The organism is Pedobacter caeni, assembly GCF_900129215.1.
In the GTDB taxonomy this organism is placed as follows: domain Bacteria; phylum Bacteroidota; class Bacteroidia; order Sphingobacteriales; family Sphingobacteriaceae; genus Pedobacter; species Pedobacter caeni.
This window is the reverse complement of record NZ_FQUQ01000001.1, coordinates 1,180,411-1,202,479: the sequence shown is the minus strand read 5'-3', so window position 1 is coordinate 1,202,479 and position 22,069 is coordinate 1,180,411. Positions and strand designations below refer to the sequence as shown.

Here is a 22,069-nt window from a genome sequence, read left to right as displayed (position 1 = left end):
TCTTTCTTATTTCGATGAGGACTGAACAGCTTTGATTTTCATTCCATCCTTTAAATTTTCCAATCCTTCGGTCACGATCCTGTCGCCGGATTTGACCCCATTGGTAACCACATAATCTTTCTCCGTTACCGCGTCCATCAGTTCCACAGCTGTATTGTGAACCGTATTCCGGCCATCAACCTTAAAGACGAAATGTTTGCCCTGAAGTTCAAAAGTGGCACTTTTAGGGATCATCACGGCATCATTTAATGCCGTTGGAATGCTCAATACCGCACTGGCTCCACTCCATAATTTTGATTCCTTATTTGGAAATACTGCTTTAAAATTGGCGGCTCCGGTATTGGCATTTAGTACGCCGCTCAGGGTTTCGATCTTTCCTTTTACAGGATAGGTACTTCCATCGGCAAGCGTTAGTGACACCTCTGGCATATGTTTAAATTTATCCTTTACCTGCTGCCCGTCATATTTGTTCAGAAAGGTGGCCAGTTGCTGCTGGCTCAGGGAGAAATAAGCATAGATTTGTTTGGTATTGGCCACTGTACTCAATGCAGTTTCCGAGTTGCTGCTCACCAGGCTGCCAATTTTATAGGGAAGACTTCCCACCACACCATCTATCGGGCTTACGATATTCGTATAAGCGAGTTTGGATTTTGCGGCAGACAGATCTGCTTTTGCCTGATTTAATTCTGCCCGCTTTACGCGCTCTACATTTTTGGCAGAGGTCAGTTCAAAAGAATTGACAATCTTTCTGTCGACCAGCACTTTTGTCCGCTGAGTCTGAATGGTGGCGGTTTCTAAATTCGCCTCAGCAGCAAGGACAGCTGCCTGTCTGCTGTTGACATCCTGCTGGTAACTATTCGCATCTATTTTGAACAATGGCTGGCCTTTGCGTACATGTGTGCCTTCGTTCACATAAACCTGTTCTACATATCCATCCACTTTGGACCTGATTTCTACGGTTTGTTCTCCTTGTAATGTAGCCGGGTATTCTACGGAAAGTGTGGTTTGCTGTGGGTTCAGCACTAAGGTTGGGAATTCCTGCGGCTCGGTTTGTTGCCCCTGATTTTGAGCAGGTTTACAGGAGGTCAGGAATGCAGTCAATAAGAGCGGATAGAATAATACTGTTGTTTTCATTTATATTGTTTTTTTTCTTTTATGGATCATGATCGGGGAACCAGCTTCACCCCACATCAGGGATTGAACCTGTTCCATTAATTTTGTGGTAGCGGTTACGTAAATGGCTTCAGGAACTTCAGACCGGGCTTTGAGCACTACTTTCTGGTCTTTGTAAAGGCCATAATCTATGGATTTGACACGCTCCGTCCAGATTAGCAGCTGATGGTCTGCCTGGGGGCCAAAGCAGATAAAGGCGGCATGAGCCTGAAGCAGGGAACTGACGAAAACATAAGCCCAGTAAGGGACAATGGCGTCGTTGGAACAATAGATGACCACTTCCTTACCCCGATATTCCTGCCAGTCGATCAGACTCATTTCTGCCCGGAATAGTTTTTCCTGAAGCAGGTAGCCATGAAAAAGATAGGGCACCATATCAAAAGCAAGGATTTCCTTTTTCTCTGGTTTATACGACAACAGGTCCAGTGTAAGGATGCCTGATTGTTCTACTTTATTAATGATTTCTTCCATAATTGTTAAATGTGTTTGTTGTTTTGTTTCAATGGGATGGCCCATTTGGAGATTAATTTTTGGACATGGCGATGCCTGCTCAGCTGATTTCATGACAGAAACTGAGAAAATAGGGCGCTTTATTTACCTGCGCTTCTTATGAATAAAGGAGTGTAGAAGCTGGCTAAGTCTGGCGCTTTTGCTTTAGCACCTGCTTGACTAATATATTCCAGTAAGGAACGACGAATAGTATTTGATTTGGCATAATTCTTTGTTTAATAAATAAAATGAACCTTTATGCTCATCGATTTTTGTCTTTAAAAACTAATATTATGAGTTTTTAACCTTGATAAGTTCGGCAAAGTTAGTACTTTTGTTAATAAAACAACTAAACACTTGTTTTATTAGATTATGAAGACAAATAGATTTTTAATGTTATTGAAAACCAGGGGTGCATTGACCGCTGCTTCAATTGCTCATGAACTTGGAATCACTAATGAAGGTGCAAGGTTACAGTTATTGAAATTTACCGAAGAAGGTGTGGTGAGTTCATTTAATGAATCTCAGGGGGTAGGAAGGCCAAAGCAGTTTTTCCAGCTGACAGAGCTTGGCAATTCCAAATTCCCGGATACCCATGCAGAACTGACCGTGAAGCTGATCAATATCATGAGAGATACGCTGGGCGACAAAGCCTTGCAAACCGTTATTGATGTAAGTGAACAATCTGGAAAAGAACGTTACCTGAAAGAACTCGATCAACTCTTTGACCTGGAAGGCCGCATTGCAAAACTTACCGAAATCAGAAGCAGGGAAGGGTATATGGCTGAATATTCAAAAGACGATAAAGGTTATTTACTGATCGAAAACCATTGTCCGATCTGCGCAGCCGCCAAAACCTGTCAGGGTTTTTGCTCAGCAGAACTGAACATCTTTAAGCATGTATTGGGAAATGAGGTGCAGATTGACCGTGTAGACCATATTGTAAGTGGAGACAGGAGGTGTGCTTACCGCATCGCCGAAATCAATAACTAATGCCCTGAATCAGCAGCTATGGATTACCCAAAATACCTGGAAAGAATACACTATGATGGGGAACTGACTGTTTCTTTTTCATTGCTTAAAAGATTGCAACAATTGCATTTGCTCCATATTCCATTCGAAAACCTTGACATCCATCAGGGCGTAGAAATAAAAATAGAGCATGCGTTTTCAAAAGTTGTCGAGCAGGGAAGAGGTGGGTTCTGTTATGAACTGAACAGCATTTTCTTTGGTTTGCTGAAACATCTTGGCTTTAATGTTAAACTCATTTCAGGGCGGGTTGCAAACAAGGAACAAGGGTTTGGTTTGGAATACGATCATATGGCTATTATAGCGGAGATTGATGGAAACACTTATCTCGTGGATGTTGGATTCGGGGAGTTTAGTGCAGCACCTTTAAAAATTACCCTGAACACCCTGCAACATGACTCCTATGATGATTTTCAAATTGAGCGTTTCGATGATACTTACCTGATTGTCAAAAACCTGGTCGATGGTACTTTCGTTCCTAAGTATATTTTTACGGAAACTGCCAGAACTACTGACGATTTTAAGGAAATGTGCATTTACCATCAGACCAGTGAAAAATCCAATTTCACAAAGAGGAGGATCTGTTCTATCGCTACGGAAACCGGCCGGATTACCATTACGGATGACCGTTTGAAGATCAGGAAATCAGGAGAATTGACCGAAAAAGCATTTACTGAGGAATCAGAATTTTATCAGCATCTGGAAAAATATTTTAAGATACGCCTGAGTCCCCGTAAAAATTAAAATCTTTATCTCGCAGGCTGTATTCGTATAGAATACTAATATAGCACTTGATAGCTCATTATACCTGTATTCAGTATACACAGCATTGCTGGCAAATAAACCGCAGGTATCGCTCACAAAACACATGTTTCAGGCAGATATTACGCTAACGATTGCGTAGTTTTTTCCTGGTCATTTGTTTCATTAGCTCTCAAATCTTTGTAGACTTGTATCAGGCCATCATCTGGCCCTAACCAAATATTTAACCAGTAAATATCCAGGATATGAGCAAATATTCCATTTTCCCTGTTCTGATTTCATTGCTTACAGCGGGAGTAGGTTATGCCCAATCGTCAGGCCAAAAACCAGTCGTACTTTTAGATTCTTATTTCAACAATGAGCTCAAAAAAGATTCCAGTGGTAAGGAACAGTCCTGGCATTACAAATGGGAGGAGCATTCCGGTGTTGGCTTTTCCCTGTTTGCGGGAGTTTTTAAAGATAAAGGCTTTACCGCAGAAACATTAAACGCCGCTCCGACAAAAGCGAATTTAAAACAAGCTTCAGTATACATCATTGTTGATCCGGATATAGAGAAAGAAAATCCAAATCCCAGTTTTGTAAATGAAAAGGACATTTCGGCCATTACTTCCTGGGTCAAGTCAGGAGGGGTTTTGCTGTTGATGGCAAATGACCTTGGAAATGCAGAACTCGAACATTTCAACCAACTCGCAAAGCAATTTGGCATACAGTTCAACCTCAACAGCAAGGGGAGGGTGATCAAAAACCAGTTTGAAATGGGCAGGGTTGATGTTGCACCTGGCAATCAGATCTTTAAAACCGCCAGACAATTATTCATTAAAGAATACAGCACTCTGGCCTTAAGCGGCGCTGCAAGATCCATTTTAAAGGATAAAGACGGGGAGGAGGTGATGGCGATTTTCAGACATGGGAAAGGGGCTGTATTTGCCATCGGCGATCCATGGCTTTACAATGAATACGTTGACGGGAAAAAACTTCCTGTGGCATTCGACAATTTAAATGCGGCAAGGGATCTTGTCGACTGGATCAAAAGCTGTCTATAACGATTGCGCAAATAATTCCGCATCAAGCCTGTTAATCCTTGCAATAATTATGTAGACTTGTTTTAGACCTATAAAATTTGCCAATTATCTATAAAAATTAATACATTTAGAAATATTATTGTGAAGAACTTTTTAGACGACAATTTCTTATTACAGACCAAAACAGCGCAGGCGCTATACCATAATTTTGCAAAACAGATGCCGGTTATTGATTATCATAATCATTTAATGCCGGATCAAATTGCAAACGATTTCATATTTGAAAACATTACCCAGGTCTGGTTATATGGTGATCATTATAAATGGCGTGCCATGCGTGCAAACGGCATTGACGAACATTACATCACCGGAAATGCAACAGATTTAGAAAAGTTCAAAAAATGGGCAGAAACGGTCCCTTATACTTTAAGAAATCCGTTGTACCACTGGACACACCTGGAATTACAGCGCTACTTTGATATCCATGAGGTTCTTTCTCCTGCCAATGCAGAAAGGATTTATGAAGATTGTACCACTAAACTCAGGACTCCTGAATATTCCGTACAAAATCTGTTGCGGAAAATGAACGTAAAAACCCTGTGTACCACAGATGATCCTTTGGATTCTTTAGAACACCATCAGAAAATAAAGAACGATGGACTGGACATTCAGGTGCTTCCTGCATTCCGTCCCGATAAAGCGATGAATTCTGATGACGCATCAGGACTAAACAAATACATCGATCAGCTCTCTGCATTAACAGGTGAAGAACTAAACGATCTGGATGCCTACCTGTCTGCGCTTAAGTCCAGACATGATTTCTTCGCTGAAAATGGCTGTTCCGTTTCCGACCATGGATTGGAACAGATCTACGCGGATGACTATACCGAAGAAGACATCAAAGACATTTACGGAAAGATCAGGAACAGTGTTCCTTTAACAAATGCGGAAAGTGGCAAGTTCAAATCTGCCTTGTTGTTTCAGTTTGCCCTCTGGGACCATGAAAAAGGATGGGTGCAACAATACCACTTAGGTGCGTTAAGAAATAACAACGACCGCCTGCTGGGGCAATTAGGTCCGGATACAGGTTTTGACTCTATAGGGGATCTTCCTCAGGGAAAAGCACTTTCGAAGTTTTTAAATAAACTAGATGCTCAGAACTGTCTGACAAAAACCATCATTTATAACCTGAATCCCGCCGACAATGAGTTGATGGCCACCATGATTGGCAATTACAATGACGGAACTGTTGCGGGTAAAGTACAATGGGGATCGGCCTGGTGGTTTTTAGACCAGAAGGAAGGTATGATCAAACAGCTCAATACCTTATCAAATATGGGCTTACTGAGCCGTTTTGTAGGAATGCTGACCGACAGCAGGAGCTTCCTTTCTTATCCACGCCATGAGTATTTCAGAAGAATTTTATGCAACCTCTTTGGAGAGGATATAGAAAACGGGGAATTACCGGATGATCAGGAATGGGTTGGGAAGCTGATTCAGGACATCTGTTACCACAATGCAAAAGAATATTTTAACTTTTAATGATATATGGGAAAGGTTTTAAACTTTGGTGAACTATTATTGAGAATCTCTCCGGATGTAGACGGAGCATGGTTAAAGGAGAATCATCTTCCTTTTTATGTGGGAGGGGCAGAGGCCAATGTGGCGGCTGCACTGGCACTTTGGGGAGTACCTTCAGCTTATCTCTCTGCAGTACCGGATAACTTTTTGAGTAAACAGGTGGTTGATTATCTGAACCAGCTGAACATAGATACTTCAGCAATGCAATACCTGGGAGAACGGATAGGCTTATACTATCTGCCGAACGGGAAAGACCTTAAAAATGCAGGTGTAATTTACGACCGTAATTACTCTTCTTTTTCGACCCTGAAACCAGGAATGATAGACTGGGATTCGGTTTTCGAAGGCATTACCTGGTTTCATTTCAGCGCCATCTGTCCGGCATTAAACGCAGATGTGGCCGCAGTATGTGAAGAAGCTTTAAAGGCCGCTTCAGCAAGAAACATCCGCATCTCACTGGACCTCAACTTCAGGAGCAAATTGTGGAAATACGGAAAAGATCCGATAGACGTGATGCCTTTGCTGGCCCCATATTGTGACCTCATCATGGGAAATATCTGGGCGGCAGAAAATATGCTGGGTATCCCGGTTCCTGCCGGCCTCGTAGAAACTGATCAGAAAGAAAACTATCTGGAGCAGGCAAAAATAACTTCTCAGGCTATTATCAAAGCATTTCCTAAATGTACCGCAGTAGCGAACACCTTCAGGTTTGATTACAAAGCCGGTGTTAAATATTACAGTACCTTGTTTACAGAGAACGAGCTTTTTGTCTCTACAGAATATCGCGCAGAAAAGATCACCGGAAAAATTGGTAGCGGCGATTGTTATATGGCAGGACTGATCTATGGTTTTTACCATCAGCTTCCTCCTGCAGAGATCCTTGGCTTTGCCACGAGTGCAGCCTTCTCCAAACTGTTTACCGATACGGATTTTAACACAACCAGTAAGGAAGAGATCCTGTTGCGGGCAAAAACCTATGAAACTACCTTTTAAATAAAAAATAAACCAGACGGTTAAAAAAGATAACACAATGAAAACGAAAGAAAGTTCCTTAAAAGCGATTACAGACCAGGGTATCCTTCCCTTATTTTATTTTGAAGATGCGCAAGTGAGCCTGGATATCATCAGGACCTTATATAAAGCTGGGATCCGGGTATTGGAATACACCAATCGTGGTCCGGCGGCATTGGCCAATTTCAGCATGCTGATTGAAACCCTTAAAACGGAAATGCAGGACCTTTACCTGGGAATCGGAACGATTAAAACGGTTAAAGAAGCAGAAGAATTTATAAAAGCCGGTGCTCATTTTATCGTTTGCCCGATTGTAAATCCGGAAGTAGGAGAACTGGTACATGCCAATGGTTTACTTTGGATTCCGGGTTGTTTTACCCCAACAGAGATCAATACCGCGCATCAGTTAAAGGCAGGTCTGATCAAGCTGTTTCCGGCAAATATCTTAGGTCCGTCTTATATGGCAGCCATTAAAGATCTTTTTCCGGGTCAGCTGTTTATCCCTACCGGTGGAGTGGAGATCGAGCAAAGCAATATCAGCAATTGGTTTAAATCAGGGGTATGTGCGGTAGGAATGGGCAGTAAGCTGATCAGTAAAGAAATATTGGAAACTAAAAATTATAACGAATTAGAAGTATTAACCAGAAAGACGATTGATCTGGTAAAAGCGGGCAGATAAAACCCAAACAATCGACCTAACCAACCAAAGCCAAATATAATGAAAGAGACTAAAATGGGTAATTACAGATGGACAATCTGTGCATTATTGTTTTTTGCAACCACAGTCAATTACCTTGACCGTCAGGTACTGAGCCTCCTGCATCCGATGCTGGAGAAAGAATTTAACTGGACCAATAGCGATTATGCCAATATCACTGCCGCATTTCAATTTGTATATGCGATCTCCATGCTCTTTGCAGGACGATTTGTAGATAAACTGGGAACAAAATGGGGATACATCATTGCATTGATCATCTGGTCTATAGGTGCCATCATGCATGCCGTTGCAGTACCCATTGGCGAAAGTGCTGCGGCATTGATCAGCTGGGTTGGTTTGGGAATGGTCCCGGTATCTGTTGTAGGTTTTATTCTGGCGAGGGCTGTTTTGGCTTTCGGGGAATCTGCCAACTTTCCTGCAGCAATTAAAGCTACTGCAGAATACTTCCCTAAAAAAGAACGCTCTTTTGCTACCGGAATCTTCAATTCCGGAGCCAATGTAGGTGCGATTCTGGCACCCTTAACCGTTCCATGGATTGCAAAAGTCTGGGGATGGGAAGCGGCCTTTCTGATTGTAGGTGCAGTTGGTTTTATCTGGTTGGGCTTCTGGTATGTTTTTTATGATAAACCGGAAAGTCAGAAACGATTGGATGCTGCAGAACTTGCCTATATCAATAGCGATCAGCTGGAGGAAGCACCTGTAGTGGAGACCGAAGCCACTGAAAAAGTAGCCTGGTTTAAGCTATTGGGTTACAGACAAACCTGGGCCTTTGCCTTTGGCAAGTTCATGACCGATGGGGTCTGGTGGTTTTTCCTGTTCTGGTTGCCTTCCTACCTTAAAGTTCAGTACAGTCTGACGGGTACTGATATCATGCTGCCTTTAACTGTATTGTATAGCATGACCATGATCGGAAGTATTGGCGGGGGATGGTTCCCCATGTATTTCATTAAAAAAGGATATTCTCCATATGATGGCCGGATGCGCGCGATGTTTGTGATCGCTTTATTTCCTTTGTTGGTATTGGCTGCACAACCACTGGGACACATCAGCTTCTGGATCCCGGTAGTACTGATTGGAATTGGTGCATCTGCACACCAGGCATGGTCGGCAAATATTTTTACCACCGTTTCGGATATGTTTCCTAAGAAAAGTATTGCTTCTGTGATCGGGATTGGTGGCATGGCAGGCGGTATGGGCGGTGTCGTGATGTCCAAATTAGGAGGTGCCTTATTTGACCACTACAAATTGCTGGGGCATACCCAGACAGGTTATACCATTATGTTTACGATTTGTGCAGTAGCTTATTTACTGGCATGGATGGTGATGAAATTCCTTGTTCCGAAATACGCCCCGATTACTGATTTATAAATCGCTATTATTAACCTAACCGACCATATTACTATGAATTTTAATGAACAGCTCGAAGCAATTTTTGTGGAAGAGCATGAAATTCCGGAGGAATTTAAATTAGAAGAGGAGGTTCACCAGCGGGAATACCTGAGCAATGGTGAGCTACGTGCATGGGATGGAGAAGTACATGAGGTTTTATCGCCGATTTGCTTAAAAACACCTGAAGGATTGAAGCGCAAAGTGATTGGCACTTATCCTTTATGTAGCGAAAAAGAAGCGGCTGAAGCTCTGGATGCCGCAGTTGCGGCCTATAACAATGGAAGAGGGGAATGGCCTACGATGAGTGTCGGCGACAGGATCAGCTGTGTCGAGAAATTCACCGGCCGCATCATCGAGAAGAAAGCCATCGTGGTGAAACTCCTGATGTGGGAGATTGGAAAATCATATGCAGATTCTGTAAAGGAGTTTGACCGTACCGTAGAATATATTCATGCCACAATTGATGCCCTGAAAGATCTGGACCGCCAGTCGTCCAGGTTCAGTATTGAACAAGGCATTGTGGCACAGATCCGGCGTTCTCCGCTTGGAGTGGTGTTGTGTATGGGGCCGTTCAATTATCCCTTGAATGAAACTTTTACCACATTGATCCCTGCATTGATCATGGGGAATACCCTGTTGTTCAAACCACCTAAACACGGAACGTTATTGCATTATCCATTGCTGGAAGCTTTCCGCGACTGCTTTCCGAAAGGGGTAGTGAATACCATATATGGACGCGGAAATAAAATCATACCTGATCTGATGAAGTCGGGTCAGATCAACGTACTGACCCTGATTGGTTCGAGTAAGGTGGCGAATGAATTGAAGAAACTTCATCCAAAGGTAAACCGTTTAAGGGCCATCCTCGGACTGGATGCCAAGAATGCAGCCATCATCACCGCAAAAGCAGACGTAAGGCTTGCGGTGCAGGAAACGGTATTGGGCTCCCTGTCTTTCAACGGACAAAGATGTACGGCTTTGAAAATTGTGTTCATTCACAGGAGCCTTGCGGATGTGTTTTTAAAAGAACTGGAAAAAGCGGTAGCTGCATTGAAATTTGGAATGCCATGGGAAAACGGGGTTTCTTTAACGCCTTTACCTGAGCCTCATAAGCCTGCTTATCTGCAGGAATGCATCGCTGATGCCATTGCCAACGGGGCTTCGGTGATCAATGAAAACGGAGGAAAAGTAAATGAATCTTTTGTCTACCCGGCAATCGTTTATCCGGTAAACAAAAAAATGAAGTTATATACGGAAGAGCAGTTTGGACCTGTGATCCCGGTGGTCCCTTTTGATGATCTGGAAGAAACGATCGAATACCTGATCGAGTCTACCCATGGTCAGCAGGTCAGCATTTTCAGTAATGATGAGGAGGAGATTGCGGCATTGATCGATCCTTTAGTGAACCAGGTGAGTCGGGTGAATATCAATTGTCAGTGTCAGCGCGGACCGGATGTATTCCCGTTTACGGGAAGAAAAGATAGTGCCGAAGGTACTTTATCTGTAGTGGATGCCCTGAGGTCTTTCTCTATCCGCTCATTGGTGGCTACAAAGCTAAATGACAACAACAAACACCTGATCAATGAGATCGTTGAAGGCAACAGCTCTAATTTTTTAAGTACCAGATACTTGTTTTAAACTGGTAGATATTCAATACGAGGTGTTCGGTTTAAATACCGGCAGATGCCGGAATCAGAAGGATTACTCCAGATTGATTCCGGCATCTTTATAAGCTTTAAGGCTTTCATCATCAGGATCAATATCTGTAATGATGGTGTCAATATCACTGATACTGGTAATGTAGTAGGGTTCCGTAGTTCCCAGTTTTTCTACGGTGGCCAATGCAATAATATGCTTGGAAGTTTCCACCATTGCTTTTTTTACCTGACAATCTTCATAGCTGACTCCCGTAACGCCCGAAATCATGTCGATGCTGCAAATGCCCAGAAAGCAAATGTCCGGACGAATCCCCCTGATGGTTTGGATCACTTCAAAACCTGAAGTAGAGAAGGAAGATTTATTTAAACGCCCGCCCAGGAAAATGACCTCTACACAAGGATGGTCTTCCAGAACAGAAGCTACGGGAAAACTATTGGTAATTACAGTAATCTGTAGATCCCGCGGTAAAAGTGTTGCAATGGCCAGTACTGAAGTACCTGAATCAAATAAAACAACCTGTCCGTTTTTAATCAGCTTCAATGCCTTTTCTGCAATAATCCCTTTATGACTGACATCATAGTGCTCCCTTTCGCGGAAATGCCTTGGCGTAGGAGAGCGGGAAATGGCGCCACCACGAACGGCTTTCAGGAGGCCCTGGTCTGATAATTCTTTAATATCACGTCTAACCGTGTCTTCAGAAACACCTAATAGTGTGCTCAAATCACCCAATAGAACTTTTCTCTCTTTGCGGATATGTTCTATGATCAGTTGTAATCGTTCTTCCTTTATCATATTGTTGCAAATATATAGATTTAAATTGAGGGTTATATTGCAATATACTGCAAAATATTGCTATATTTGTTGCAATATATTACGAAAACAACATGAATAAGATAAAAAAGACAATAGGAATTGACATGGATGGCGTTCTTGCAGATATTGAAGAGCAGTTCATGGATTGGTACGAACATGAATATGGCATCCGGGTGCCAAGGGAAGAAAGACTTGGGGTATTGGAACCTGAAGGTTTTCCTGAAAAAGACGCAATCAAAAGATATGTATATACCCCAGGTTTCTTCCGGACCATTCCGGTAATGGAGGGAGCAGTAGCTGCAGTAAAAAAACTGATGGAAGACTATGAGGTTTATATTGTATCCGCCGCAACAGAATTCCCACAATGTTTATCAGAGAAACACGAATGGCTGGCGGAACATTTTCCTTTCATCAGCTGGAGAAATATCATTTTCTGTGGAGATAAAAGCATCATTGATACCGATTACCTGATCGATGACCATTGCAAAAACCTGGATTTCTGTATGGGAAAGGCGATTTTGTTCCATGCTTCACACAATGTGAACCAACACCACCATGTAAGGGTAAAAAGCTGGACAGAAGTATTGGCCTTAATGGAAAAAGAAAGTTTAATTGACGCTTAATCAGTATTAACCTAATCTTTTCCTATCTTCTGATTTTTAAATGAAATCCAGAAAAAATGATAGAAGAGATCAGACAGACTTACCCAAAAGCTTACATTGCCATCAATGAGGCCACCGCAGATTCCGAATTTTCAATGGCTTCAGATGTGCTGACCTGTTCATTGCTCAAAACACTGGCTGCTTCAAAACCCGGAGGTGCTTTTCTGGAACTGGGAACAGGAACGGGATTGTCTACTTCCTGGATATTGGATGGAATGGACGAGTCTTCGACCTTAATTTCCATCGATAATGATGATAAATTTCTATCCATTGCCAAGCGCTTCCTGGCAAATGACGACAGGTTAACACTTGAATGTACAGATGGGGGAGATTGGGTGCAGCGCAATATGGAGCAGAAATTCGATTATATTTTTGCGGATACCTGGCATGGAAAATACCTGATGCTGGACGAAGTGATCGGGATGTTAAACCCCGGAGCACTCTATATCATAGATGACATGCTGCCGCAAGCGAACTGGCCGGAAGGACATGCCGCAAAAGCAACCCTGCTGGTAGAAGAACTCGAAAAAAGAAAAGACCTGGTCCTGACCAAACAATGCTGGGCAACCGGAATTGTAATCGCAACAAAAAGGAAAGTATAACCGGGTTAAATTCTTTTTCTTTTTACCTTTAGCCACCGGAATTGCCGCAGGAAATGGATGTTAGAAAAGAGTACATTTTAGAAGATTTTGATTTTTCAGAATTAACCACCTTATTTATATTTAAACACGTCAATGAACAGGTGGATAACCGTGTGAAAGGCTTTTATGACCTTGTTCCGGAAAACATCGGCATTGATGCTGTTTTTTTTACGCATCCTTCCGCCAGCATTCCTTTTCCGGGAGTGAGCATCATTCAGACCGGAAAGGTAACGAGGTTAACCTGTTCCTGTACAGATCCGAATCCTAAATTATGTACCCATCAGGCCCAGGCACTCTATAACATCATGGAGCGTCCCGCGATCCGTATTTTCTTTGATGAGAAATTACGGTACGAGAAGATGAGGGTTCAGGCAAGAGATTATGGCCTGGAAAAAGAAGAAAAGCTTTCTGATTTTTTTGAACTGGAATATGAAAATGGACAGACCCGGATTAATTCCATTAAAAAAGAACTTTTTCCTTTAAATATCCAGAGCAAACAGGCGCTTCAAAATACGCTGCTGCCAAAACAAGGCTTGCAATTGCCAGGTTCATTTGGTCTTAAAGCCAATCATAAGATGGGGTTGGTCTTTGGGCAACACCGCTTTTATAGTCACCTGACACTGGAACTGATTGAAGCGCAAACCACACTGGATGGCAAGTTTAAGAACCCTGTAAATTACATCAGCCCTTCAGACCTGATCTGGAAAACAGAAAGCAACGAAGAGCTCAAGTTCTATAGCGGCATCTTAAAATTTCAGAATAATTACAATTCGGAACGTACAGATTCAGATCTGGATGCTTTAAAAGCTTTGGCTAAGAATCCATTGAACCTGCCTGTATTTATTCATGATGCAAAAATATCTGTTAACCTGACTGCGAGCTCCATCATCCCGATAAAGTTAAAGTGTAAGAGTGCTGACATGAGCCTGCATGTGAGCCAGCGACAAGAGTTTTATGAAGTATCCGGGAAACTGACACTGGATGGGACCGCTTATGCCCTGGACCAGATCCAGTTAAAATACCATTATTTCATTCAGATGGACAAAACCCTTCATTTGATTGATAATCCTGATATTTTAAGGGTCATAGATTTTTTCAAACAGCACCACGACAGGATGCTGGTTCATCACTCTAAATTTGAAGCTTTTCAGGAGGATATCCTTTCCAAACTGGAAAACAGAATAAAGGTGACTTATGATTACCTTAAAGCAGCCACAAAGAAACAAATAGAAGAGAAGGGCTTTGACCTGGAAAATGAACAGCTCATTTATCTTTCGGAGTCTGACGATTTCGTCTTACTGACTCCCGTAATGAGATACGGAGACCTGGAGATCCCGATTTTGTCCAGGAAACAAATCCGCTCCAAAGACCGGAACGGCAACCTTTTTACCCTGTCCAGGGATAAAGAGGCCGAGCTTCAGTTTACTTCAAATGTGGTCAGACAACATCCTTATTTTGAAGAACAGCTGGAAAACAACGATTGCTTTTACCTGCACCGTTCAAGGCTGCTGGAAAATGGCTGGTTTCTGCATGCCTTTGAGGAATGGAGAAATAAGAACATCACCATACTAGGGTTTAATCAACTTAAAAACAATAACCTGAGCCAGCATAAAGCAAACATCTCTATCAATGTGATGAGTGGGATCGACTGGTTTAAGACCGCTATAAAGCTGAAATACGGGAATCAGGTGGTTTCTTTAAGGCACCTCCATAAGTCGATCCGCAACAAGAACAAATTTGTAAAGCTGGATGATGGTACAATGGGCATGCTGCCTGATGAATGGATAGAGAAATTTACAAAGTACTTCAATGCGGGGGAAGTGGTGGAAGAGGAGATCCATACGCCAAAGATCAGTTTCACCGCAATTGAAGAAATGTATGAAGATCAGTTGCTGGATGAATCGGCCAAAGATCAGCTGGCAATCTACAGGCGAAAACTTTCAGGCTCGGATACCATTACAGACGTGGCGGTACCGGAAGGACTGAATGCCACTTTAAGGGGCTACCAGAAAGAAGGATTAAACTGGCTGAACTTTCTGGATGAGTTTAATTTCGGTGCCTGCCTGGCGGATGATATGGGCTTGGGAAAGACCATCCAGATCATTGCATTCATCCTTTCTCAAAGAACAAAAGGGCATCACAATACCAATCTGATTGTTGTTCCTGCATCGCTGATCTTTAACTGGCAACAGGAAATCAGCAAATTTGCACCTTCGATTAAAATGCATACCATTTATGGGGCCGACAGGATCAAAAACCACCATGATTTTGATCAGTATGAAGTGATCATCACTTCTTATGGAACCTTACTTACAGACATCAGGTTCTTAAAAGAATACCGCTTCAACTATGTTTTTCTTGATGAATCACAAACCATTAAGAACCCGGAATCCCAACGTTATAAATCGGTCCGCCTGCTGCAATCAAGAAATAAAGTGGTGCTTACCGGAACTCCGATAGAAAACAACACTTTTGACCTTTATGGACAGCTTTCTTTTGCCTGTCCGGGTTTATTGGGCAGCAAGCAGTATTTCAGAGAGATTTACTCCACGCCAATCGATCAGTTTAAGGACCGCAGGGCCGCGATACAACTGCAAAAAAGAATCAATCCTTTTTTGTTAAGGCGCACAAAGGAACAGGTGGCCAAAGAACTTCCTGATAAAACGGAGATGGTGATTTACTGTGAAATGGAGGATGATCAGCGCAAAGTATATGATGGGTATGAAAAGGAAATCCGCGATTACCTGACCAACCAGACAGACGAAGAAGTGGCCAGCAACACGATGAATGTCCTGAAGGGCATCACCAAACTCAGACAAATCTGCAATTCTCCGGCGCTGTTAAGTGAAGATGAGTTCTATGGAAGTTCCTCTTCAAAGATGGAAGTTTTACTGGAGCAGATCGAAAATAAGTCTGCGAACCATAAAATCCTGGTCTTCTCTCAGTTTGTGGGCATGCTGGACCTGATCAAAAAGGAATTGCAACAAAGAGAGATCGCCTTTGCCTACCTGACCGGGCAAACCAAAAACCGTGAAACGGTAGTGAATTCTTTCCAGGATAATCCGGAGGTCAGGGTTTTCCTGATCAGTTTAAAAGCAGGTGGGGTAGGACTAAACCTGACCCAGGCGGATTATGTATACCTCGTAGACCCATGGTGGAATCCTGCTGTAGAAAATCAGGCCATCGACCGTACTTACCGGATCGGACAACAGAAAAACGTAATTGCAGTCCGCCTCATTTGCCCGGATACCATCGAAGAAAAGATCATGAAACTCCAGGCTTCAAAAAAGGACCTGGTGAAGGATCTGATAAAAACGGATGCCTCCATTTATAAGTCCTTAACTAAAAAAGAATTACTCGCGTTATTCAGCTAAAAAGACATAAATATTGCATTAAGTTAAGGTGAATTTTATGTATATTTAATGTTAAGCGAGCAATTCTTATGGACCGTCTTTTCAAAATTTTCGGGACGCTATTTCTGATGCTTACTTTGACGAATGTACAGGGTCAGGGTAAACAATGGATTTCTTTTGAATTTTACGAAGGAGTATTTAACGCAGAAGTGGACACTTCGGTTCTCGTAGCGGCACCGGAACTCTCCCAGGAATCTATAAAATCAGCCTATCAGCATTTAAATTCCGGAGATTACCAGCCCATCATCGATTCCCTGCTGGCTTACCGCAAAAAATACGAACTGAACGATTGGTTGTATTATCAGCTGATTCGTAAAACCGCTCAGCAAATCAGTCCTAAAAAAGACAACTATAGCCGTTATACCTTATATAAATGGTTCTTTCTGGCAAAATCAGGTTATGATGCCCGCCTGGCGCTCAGTAAAGACAAGATCATCTTCTACATCTTTAATGACGAGGACATTACTGATATCCCTTTCTTTATGGTAGACCAAAAGAAATTTATGTGCCTGAATTACCATGACTATCCAAAAGCAGACCTGAATCTGGATCCACCTATTCCAATTACCATTAACGTAGCCGCTGCAACAAATCCTTTTTCTTATAAAGTGACCAAAATGCCTGATTTTAAACCAGACAATTACTTCGAAAAGAAACTGGAGTTTGTCTACAAGCATAAAGCTTACCATTTCAATATTAAGCTCAACAGAGATGTAGAAGCCATATTTGCCAATTATCCGGGCGTAGATTTCGAAACTTATTTTAACATTCCGCTCAGCAAAGAAACGTATGGATCATTGATCCCGTTACTCAGAAAGAATGTCTCAGGAATGAACCAGAAGAAAGGAGTGGACTATCTGATGCGTTTTACCAGATATGCTTTCTTATATGAAGATGATGAACAGAATTTTGGCGGAGAAAAACGCCTTTCTCCGGAAGAGACTTTGTTCGCAACCCACAGTGATTGTGATGACCGTGTAGCCTTATTCTTTTACCTGGTCAAAGAGATTTACAACCTGCCCATGATTGCCATGCTGTACCCTACACATATTACCATGGCCGTTCAGTTTGACAAACCTATTGGCGATGCCATCGTATATAAAGGGAAACTCTATTCTGTTTGTGAACCCACCCCTCAAAAGGAGGACCTCCCAATTGGTGTGATCTCCGCAAAGCTGAGAAACACACCTTACCAGATCGTCTATCAATACGATCCTAATCATTAAAATAAGTATATTTAAATGCCTTAAATTAATTGGGTTATTCCTGTTTATATGACCAAGATACTGCTTGTTTTTTCCTTCCTGTTGCTCTGTTTCGTTAGTTATACTAATGGACAAGGCGCCCGACTTGATGACCGTAATTATATCAGCACCCGAAAAGGACTTGGAAATGCCTTCCGGGCATTTGAACAACAAAAAACAGCAACCGTAGCCTTTCTTGGTGGCTCAATCACCAATGCACCGGGATGGAGAGACTCGGTTTGCATCACCTTACAACGCCGTTTTCCCAAAACCGCCTTTCATTTTATTGCCGCAGGCATTCCATCTTTGGGTAGCCTGCCGCATGCGTTCCGCCTGAAACAGGATGTCCTGGACTCCGGAAAGGTGGATCTGCTGTTTCTGGAAGCCGCGGTGAACGACGAGGTCAACGGAACGGATAGCCTCGTTCAGTTGAGGGCATTGGAAGGGATCGTTAGAAATGCAAGGTCGCATCAGCCTGATATGGACATTATTTTGATGTCCTTTGCTGACCCGGATAAAACCGAAACTTATAACAAAGGAAAAGTACCCGTTTCTGTATTTAACCATGAGCTCATCGCTGGTCATTATGGATTGCCCTCCATCAATCTGGCTAAGGCGGTAAGGGATCGGATGAACAACCAGGAGTTTAGCTGGGAGAAAGACTTTAAAGACCTGCATCCTTCTCCCTTTGGACAAGGGATTTATGCAGAGGCCATCAGAAGACTGTTGTCTGATAGTTTCGATGGGCTTAAATCCGGAAGGAATCTCAAAAAAAGGGAACTACCTGAACCAATGAATAAAGGAAGCTTTCAGCAGGGGCGCTATGGTGACATCACATCCGCTGTCTATTCGGCCGGTTGGACTTTAAATAACGACTGGTTTCCAGAGGATGGATTGAACACCCGTAAAGGCTTTGTTCATGTTCCCATGCTCGAGGCAACCAAACCTGGTGCAACGCTTACACTGCGCTTTAAAGGTAGTGCTGTAGGTATGTCGGTGGTATCCGGCGCTGATGCCGGAAAAGTGCGGTATGCTATTGACAATGGCCCTGAAAAAGAACTGGATTTATATACCAGATGGAGCAAGTCCCTGCATTTACCCTGGTATGTTTTATTTGGCAGCAACCTTACCGACGGTGACCATGTTTTAAAGCTGAGGATCAGCGAGAATAAAAACGAAAAAAGTAAGGGGAATGCTTGTCGTATTGCTCATTTTTTGATCAACTAACCAGAGCTTTTATCTATATTAGCGCCTTTCAGGTCAAAATTGAAATTAAGTTGAGTATTACTGGGAGGATTTTCTTTTTTATTGTTTTGCTATTTCCCAGTCTGATACTAACGGCCCAGGTCAAGCGTAAGCTGACGGGAAGTGTTACTGATAAAAGTAAACAAGGTATTCCTGGAGCAAATGTCCGGATGATTGCCGGTAAAGATACCCTGAGCATCAATTCTGATGCCGATGGTAAGTTTTCATTTGAGAACCTGAATTCTTCATCTTCAGATTTTTCCCTGCTCGTCAGAAGTATTGGTTATCGTACAACATCCAGTACCCATTCTTTTAAAACCGGAGAAAACATCCTTTCTCTGAAACCTATCATTTTGATGCCGGATACCCAACTACTGAAAGAGGTAATCATTGAAGGCAAGGTTGTCGCGATGAAAGTTAAAAAGGATACACTGGAATACAATGCCGCTGCTTATAAAGTGCGCGAAGGCGATCATGTGGACCAATTGCTGAAACAGTTGCCAGGCATTGAAGTGGACGAGAAAGGTAAGGTGACCTCCATGGGGAAAGAGATGACTAAAATAAGGGTCAATGGGAAGGATTTCTTTACTGGTAATGTAAAAGAGTTTATCAAACAGCTTCCGGCAGAAATGTTTTCTCATCTGCAGGTGATCGATGATTATGGGGAGGAAGCAAAGCTCACCGGCATAAAAATGGGACAACCCAAGAAGATCCTCAACCTCGTTACAAAACCGGGAAGAAACAGAGGGACTTTTGGGAATGCAGGTATAGATGGGGGAACGAATAAACGATATGGTTTTCAGAGCTCGGGAAACATATGGAAAGACGACAGGCAGATAGGAGCCAGTGCCAACCTCAACAATGCCAATAACAGCGCCGGATCTACGAGGGCACTTTATACCTCGGGGAATTACCGGGACCACATCACCAAAAGAACGGTAGGATCTGCAAATTATGCTTTTAACAATAACCTGAATGAAAGCAGTCAGTTTAATTATATAGAGCGGGTTAACCAATTGGGTACACTGTACACTACCAATGAAAACAGCTCCAATACCAATTCTAACGGGCATAATTTCGACCTCAACCTACAGGGGAATTATGATAAAGAATACCTGACCGCCTCCTTAAACGGAAGTTTTTCCGATGGCAAGTCGACCAGCAGTTCTCAAAACATTCAAAAGGGAGCCATCCGTCAGGACCTCTACAACAGCAGTCTCTCGAATCAATCTAACCCAAACCTGAATGCTAATTTTGGATGGGGAAAGAGCTTTGCAAAAAGAGGAAGAACCATATATGTAAACTTTTCCGGCGCTTTTGGAAAATCGAAAAGTGATCAGGACATGATGAACAAAATAGGCTATTACGATCAGAAGACCGGAGCTTTCCTTAAGGAAACACCATTAAACCGTTTGGTTGACAACAAGAGCTCCAATGGTCAATGGAATGCCAGTGTGACTTATAGTGAACCCTTGAATCGCGCTGATGATACGGTGAGCACAAAAAATATCGATTTTAATTATGCCTTCTCGCTGTCGTCGAACAACAATAGCCTGCAGACGAGGGTAAAAGATCAGAACGGGCAAATCAGTTTTGTCGATTCACTAAGTAATGTCTATCATTCTAATTTCCTCAACAACAATTTCAGGCTGAGTTACAGGTACGGCTCAAAGCGCTTAAACTATACTGCGGGAATCTCTTTACAGCCAAGTTCCCTGAAAGGAAGTTACGAAGGGCGCACAGATAAAATCAGTCAGAATACCCTGAACTTCTCCCCCTCAGGCAACCTGAATTATATGATATCACCATCGCAATCACTCAGCGGAAACTATAACGGAGCCAGCAATGCCCCTGATTTCCAGCAATTACAACCTGTAGCAGACACCAGGGATTTGCAGAATGTGATCATTGGAAACCCAAACCTCAAGACTTCTTTCAACCATAATGCGAATGTGGATTACCGTCTTTTCGATCCTGAAGGAGGCCTTTCTTTTCAGATCGGACTGAACACCAGCCTTATCCAGAATCAGGTTGTCGCCAATGTAGTCCTTGTTGGAGATAGCTTAAACAGCCTTAAACAGGAAACACGGTATGTCAATGCCAACGGGAACTATAATATAGGTACTTCTTATTCCTTATCCTATCCTTTTTCAAAAAACAAATTTGCGCTGACCCTGAGCGGAAACCTGAACAGGGCAAACGATGTGCTGTTTACAGATGATAAGAAAAGCTTTAGCAAGAGATTTAATTTTGACCAGCAGCTGAGCTTTTCAGCAAACACAGAGAAGCTGAGTATGAGTGCACAAGCCAGTTATGGATTGAATGCCAATACCTATTCCTTAAGCAGCGCCGGCCAGAGGAGAAATGTAGAGACCTGGATGTTTAACATCTATTCCAGATATATCCTTACCAAATCCTGGACCCTGAACTTCACAGGTTCTAAAAGAATCAATACCGGGTATTCCATTGCAGCCAACAATCCTTTACTGATCAATGCAGGAATAGAAAAAACACTCTTTAAAAATAAATCAGGAATGCTGACATTTGCGGTCAATGATCTCCTTAACCAGGGAAATGGTCTGAACAGAACTTTCTCTGATAATGCCGTCACGGAAAGTCGTACGGATGGGGTAACCAGGTTTTTCCTGCTTGGTTTTTCTATGAGACTTCAGGATTTTGGATTACATTAGCAGCACACACCATGAACCGATGAACAGACGTTTAGCGATAAAACAAGTATTAATATTTGCAGGCGGAATGGCCCTGCTGCCTTCCTGCCTCAGGGAAGAAGGCAAAGTTTCCATTCAATTACAACACCTCGATATTTCTGCCACACAGGAAAAACTACTGGCAGAAATTGCGGAGCTGATCATTCCCAAAACGGATACTTCCGGCGCAAAAGACCTGAACCTTCATCTTTTTGTATTGAAGATGCTGGACGATTGTTACGATACAAAAGATCAGGAGCAATTTATGAAAGGCCTGAAATCTTTTGAAGGATTGGAAGGCAATGCCTTAAAGGAGCAGGTCATGGCCGCCAATAACGAAAAGCCGGGCTTGTCAAAAGAAATTGGCGATTTCTATTCCATCATGAAATCACGTACTATCGGTGGCTACCTGAATTCCAAATATGTAATGAGTAAGCTCCTGATCTGGGAACTGGTTCCCGGAAGGTACAATGGTTATTTCCCTGTTAAAACCACTTAAGTAAAAAAGAA

General features: G+C 42.6%; 18 protein-coding genes. 15 read left to right on the top strand and 3 right to left on the bottom strand.

What is annotated here, in order from left to right:
• Positions 1 to 6 precede the first annotated feature (6 nt).
• Positions 7 to 1,134 carry an efflux RND transporter periplasmic adaptor subunit gene (locus BUC20_RS05065; RefSeq protein ID WP_073228199.1) on the bottom strand — a complete coding sequence of 376 codons (1,128 nt, stop codon included), beginning with the start codon at positions 1,132 to 1,134 and terminating at the stop codon, positions 7 to 9.
• On the bottom strand, positions 1,135 to 1,644 hold the full coding sequence (locus tag BUC20_RS05060) for a DUF2480 family protein (protein ID WP_073228197.1): 510 nt from the start codon (positions 1,642 to 1,644) through the stop codon (positions 1,135 to 1,137).
• 411 nt (positions 1,645 to 2,055) lie between these two features.
• Between BUC20_RS05060 and BUC20_RS05055 the strand changes: the two genes are divergently transcribed.
• From BUC20_RS05055 to BUC20_RS05020, 8 genes are all read left to right on the top strand, one after another.
• A complete protein-coding gene (locus tag BUC20_RS05055) occupies positions 2,056 to 2,655 on the top strand; it encodes a helix-turn-helix transcriptional regulator (protein ID WP_234994450.1) in 600 nt (199 codons plus the stop codon).
• A gap of 18 nt (positions 2,656 to 2,673) precedes the next feature.
• The gene (locus tag BUC20_RS05050) at positions 2,674 to 3,435 is read left to right on the top strand and encodes an arylamine N-acetyltransferase family protein (protein WP_073228191.1); all 762 of its coding nucleotides are present in this window, start codon (positions 2,674 to 2,676) and stop codon (positions 3,433 to 3,435) included.
• A 263-nt stretch (positions 3,436 to 3,698) separates the two neighbouring features.
• Positions 3,699 to 4,496, top strand: coding sequence for a DUF4350 domain-containing protein (locus BUC20_RS05045; RefSeq protein WP_073228189.1), 798 nt, complete (start codon positions 3,699 to 3,701; stop codon positions 4,494 to 4,496).
• A gap of 120 nt (positions 4,497 to 4,616) precedes the next feature.
• Positions 4,617 to 6,017, top strand: a complete 1,401-nt coding sequence (gene uxaC, locus BUC20_RS05040; protein WP_073228186.1) for a glucuronate isomerase — start codon at positions 4,617 to 4,619, stop codon at positions 6,015 to 6,017.
• A gap of 6 nt (positions 6,018 to 6,023) precedes the next feature.
• Positions 6,024 to 7,049, top strand: a complete 1,026-nt coding sequence (locus tag BUC20_RS05035; RefSeq protein WP_073228183.1) for a sugar kinase — start codon at positions 6,024 to 6,026, stop codon at positions 7,047 to 7,049.
• Positions 7,050 to 7,086: 37 nt separating this feature from the next.
• Positions 7,087 to 7,746, top strand: a complete 660-nt coding sequence (locus tag BUC20_RS05030; RefSeq protein ID WP_073228181.1) for a bifunctional 4-hydroxy-2-oxoglutarate aldolase/2-dehydro-3-deoxy-phosphogluconate aldolase — start codon at positions 7,087 to 7,089, stop codon at positions 7,744 to 7,746.
• Between the two features lie 39 nt (positions 7,747 to 7,785).
• On the top strand, positions 7,786 to 9,153 hold the full coding sequence (locus BUC20_RS05025) for an MFS transporter (RefSeq protein WP_073228178.1): 1,368 nt from the start codon (positions 7,786 to 7,788) through the stop codon (positions 9,151 to 9,153).
• Between the two features lie 33 nt (positions 9,154 to 9,186).
• Entirely contained in the window at positions 9,187 to 10,812 is a 1,626-nt protein-coding gene (locus BUC20_RS05020; RefSeq protein ID WP_073228175.1) for an NADP-dependent glyceraldehyde-3-phosphate dehydrogenase, read from the top strand.
• A gap of 63 nt (positions 10,813 to 10,875) precedes the next feature.
• Here the strand turns inward: BUC20_RS05020 and BUC20_RS05015 are convergent, their stop codons facing one another.
• Entirely contained in the window at positions 10,876 to 11,625 is a 750-nt protein-coding gene (locus BUC20_RS05015; protein WP_073228172.1) for a DeoR/GlpR family DNA-binding transcription regulator, read from the bottom strand.
• Positions 11,626 to 11,717: 92 nt separating this feature from the next.
• Here BUC20_RS05015 and BUC20_RS05010 point away from each other — a divergent pair, with 92 nt between their 5' ends.
• The 7 genes from BUC20_RS05010 to BUC20_RS04980 all read left to right on the top strand — a co-directional run bounded on the left by BUC20_RS05010 (position 11,718) and on the right by BUC20_RS04980 (position 22,058).
• On the top strand, positions 11,718 to 12,269 hold the full coding sequence (locus tag BUC20_RS05010) for a 5' nucleotidase, NT5C type (protein ID WP_073228170.1): 552 nt from the start codon (positions 11,718 to 11,720) through the stop codon (positions 12,267 to 12,269).
• A 56-nt stretch (positions 12,270 to 12,325) separates the two neighbouring features.
• Positions 12,326 to 12,910: an O-methyltransferase gene (locus BUC20_RS05005; RefSeq protein WP_073228167.1), complete on the top strand. Its 585-nt coding sequence runs from the start codon at positions 12,326 to 12,328 to the stop codon at positions 12,908 to 12,910.
• Positions 12,911 to 12,963: 53 nt separating this feature from the next.
• Positions 12,964 to 16,323, top strand: coding sequence for a DEAD/DEAH box helicase (locus BUC20_RS05000; protein WP_073228165.1), 3,360 nt, complete (start codon positions 12,964 to 12,966; stop codon positions 16,321 to 16,323).
• Positions 16,324 to 16,391: 68 nt separating this feature from the next.
• A complete protein-coding gene (locus tag BUC20_RS04995) occupies positions 16,392 to 17,588 on the top strand; it encodes a hypothetical protein (protein ID WP_073228163.1) in 1,197 nt (398 codons plus the stop codon).
• Positions 17,589 to 17,636: 48 nt separating this feature from the next.
• The gene (locus tag BUC20_RS04990; RefSeq protein WP_073228160.1) at positions 17,637 to 18,833 is read left to right on the top strand and encodes an SGNH/GDSL hydrolase family protein; all 1,197 of its coding nucleotides are present in this window, start codon (positions 17,637 to 17,639) and stop codon (positions 18,831 to 18,833) included.
• 50 nt (positions 18,834 to 18,883) lie between these two features.
• The gene (locus BUC20_RS04985) at positions 18,884 to 21,541 is read left to right on the top strand and encodes a TonB-dependent receptor domain-containing protein (protein ID WP_159441055.1); all 2,658 of its coding nucleotides are present in this window, start codon (positions 18,884 to 18,886) and stop codon (positions 21,539 to 21,541) included.
• Between the two features lie 19 nt (positions 21,542 to 21,560).
• Positions 21,561 to 22,058, top strand: coding sequence for a gluconate 2-dehydrogenase subunit 3 family protein (locus tag BUC20_RS04980; protein WP_073228156.1), 498 nt, complete (start codon positions 21,561 to 21,563; stop codon positions 22,056 to 22,058).
• The last annotated feature ends 11 nt before the right edge of the window (positions 22,059 to 22,069 follow it).

Coding starts and splice junctions, on each gene's coding strand:
- BUC20_RS05065 (WP_073228199.1), bottom strand. CDS start 1,134: ATGAAAACAACAGTATTATTCTATCCGCTCTTATTGACTGCATTCCTG.
- BUC20_RS05060 (WP_073228197.1), bottom strand. CDS start 1,644: ATGGAAGAAATCATTAATAAAGTAGAACAATCAGGCATCCTTACACTG.
- BUC20_RS05055 (WP_234994450.1), top strand. CDS start 2,056: ATGTTATTGAAAACCAGGGGTGCATTGACCGCTGCTTCAATTGCTCAT.
- BUC20_RS05050 (WP_073228191.1), top strand. CDS start 2,674: ATGGATTACCCAAAATACCTGGAAAGAATACACTATGATGGGGAACTG.
- BUC20_RS05045 (WP_073228189.1), top strand. CDS start 3,699: ATGAGCAAATATTCCATTTTCCCTGTTCTGATTTCATTGCTTACAGCG.
- BUC20_RS05035 (WP_073228183.1), top strand. CDS start 6,024: ATGGGAAAGGTTTTAAACTTTGGTGAACTATTATTGAGAATCTCTCCG.
- BUC20_RS05030 (WP_073228181.1), top strand. CDS start 7,087: ATGAAAACGAAAGAAAGTTCCTTAAAAGCGATTACAGACCAGGGTATC.
- BUC20_RS05025 (WP_073228178.1), top strand. CDS start 7,786: ATGAAAGAGACTAAAATGGGTAATTACAGATGGACAATCTGTGCATTA.
- BUC20_RS05020 (WP_073228175.1), top strand. CDS start 9,187: ATGAATTTTAATGAACAGCTCGAAGCAATTTTTGTGGAAGAGCATGAA.
- BUC20_RS05015 (WP_073228172.1), bottom strand. CDS start 11,625: ATGATAAAGGAAGAACGATTACAACTGATCATAGAACATATCCGCAAA.
- BUC20_RS05010 (WP_073228170.1), top strand. CDS start 11,718: ATGAATAAGATAAAAAAGACAATAGGAATTGACATGGATGGCGTTCTT.
- BUC20_RS05005 (WP_073228167.1), top strand. CDS start 12,326: ATGATAGAAGAGATCAGACAGACTTACCCAAAAGCTTACATTGCCATC.
- BUC20_RS05000 (WP_073228165.1), top strand. CDS start 12,964: ATGGATGTTAGAAAAGAGTACATTTTAGAAGATTTTGATTTTTCAGAA.
- BUC20_RS04995 (WP_073228163.1), top strand. CDS start 16,392: ATGGACCGTCTTTTCAAAATTTTCGGGACGCTATTTCTGATGCTTACT.
- BUC20_RS04990 (WP_073228160.1), top strand. CDS start 17,637: ATGACCAAGATACTGCTTGTTTTTTCCTTCCTGTTGCTCTGTTTCGTT.
- BUC20_RS04980 (WP_073228156.1), top strand. CDS start 21,561: ATGAACAGACGTTTAGCGATAAAACAAGTATTAATATTTGCAGGCGGA.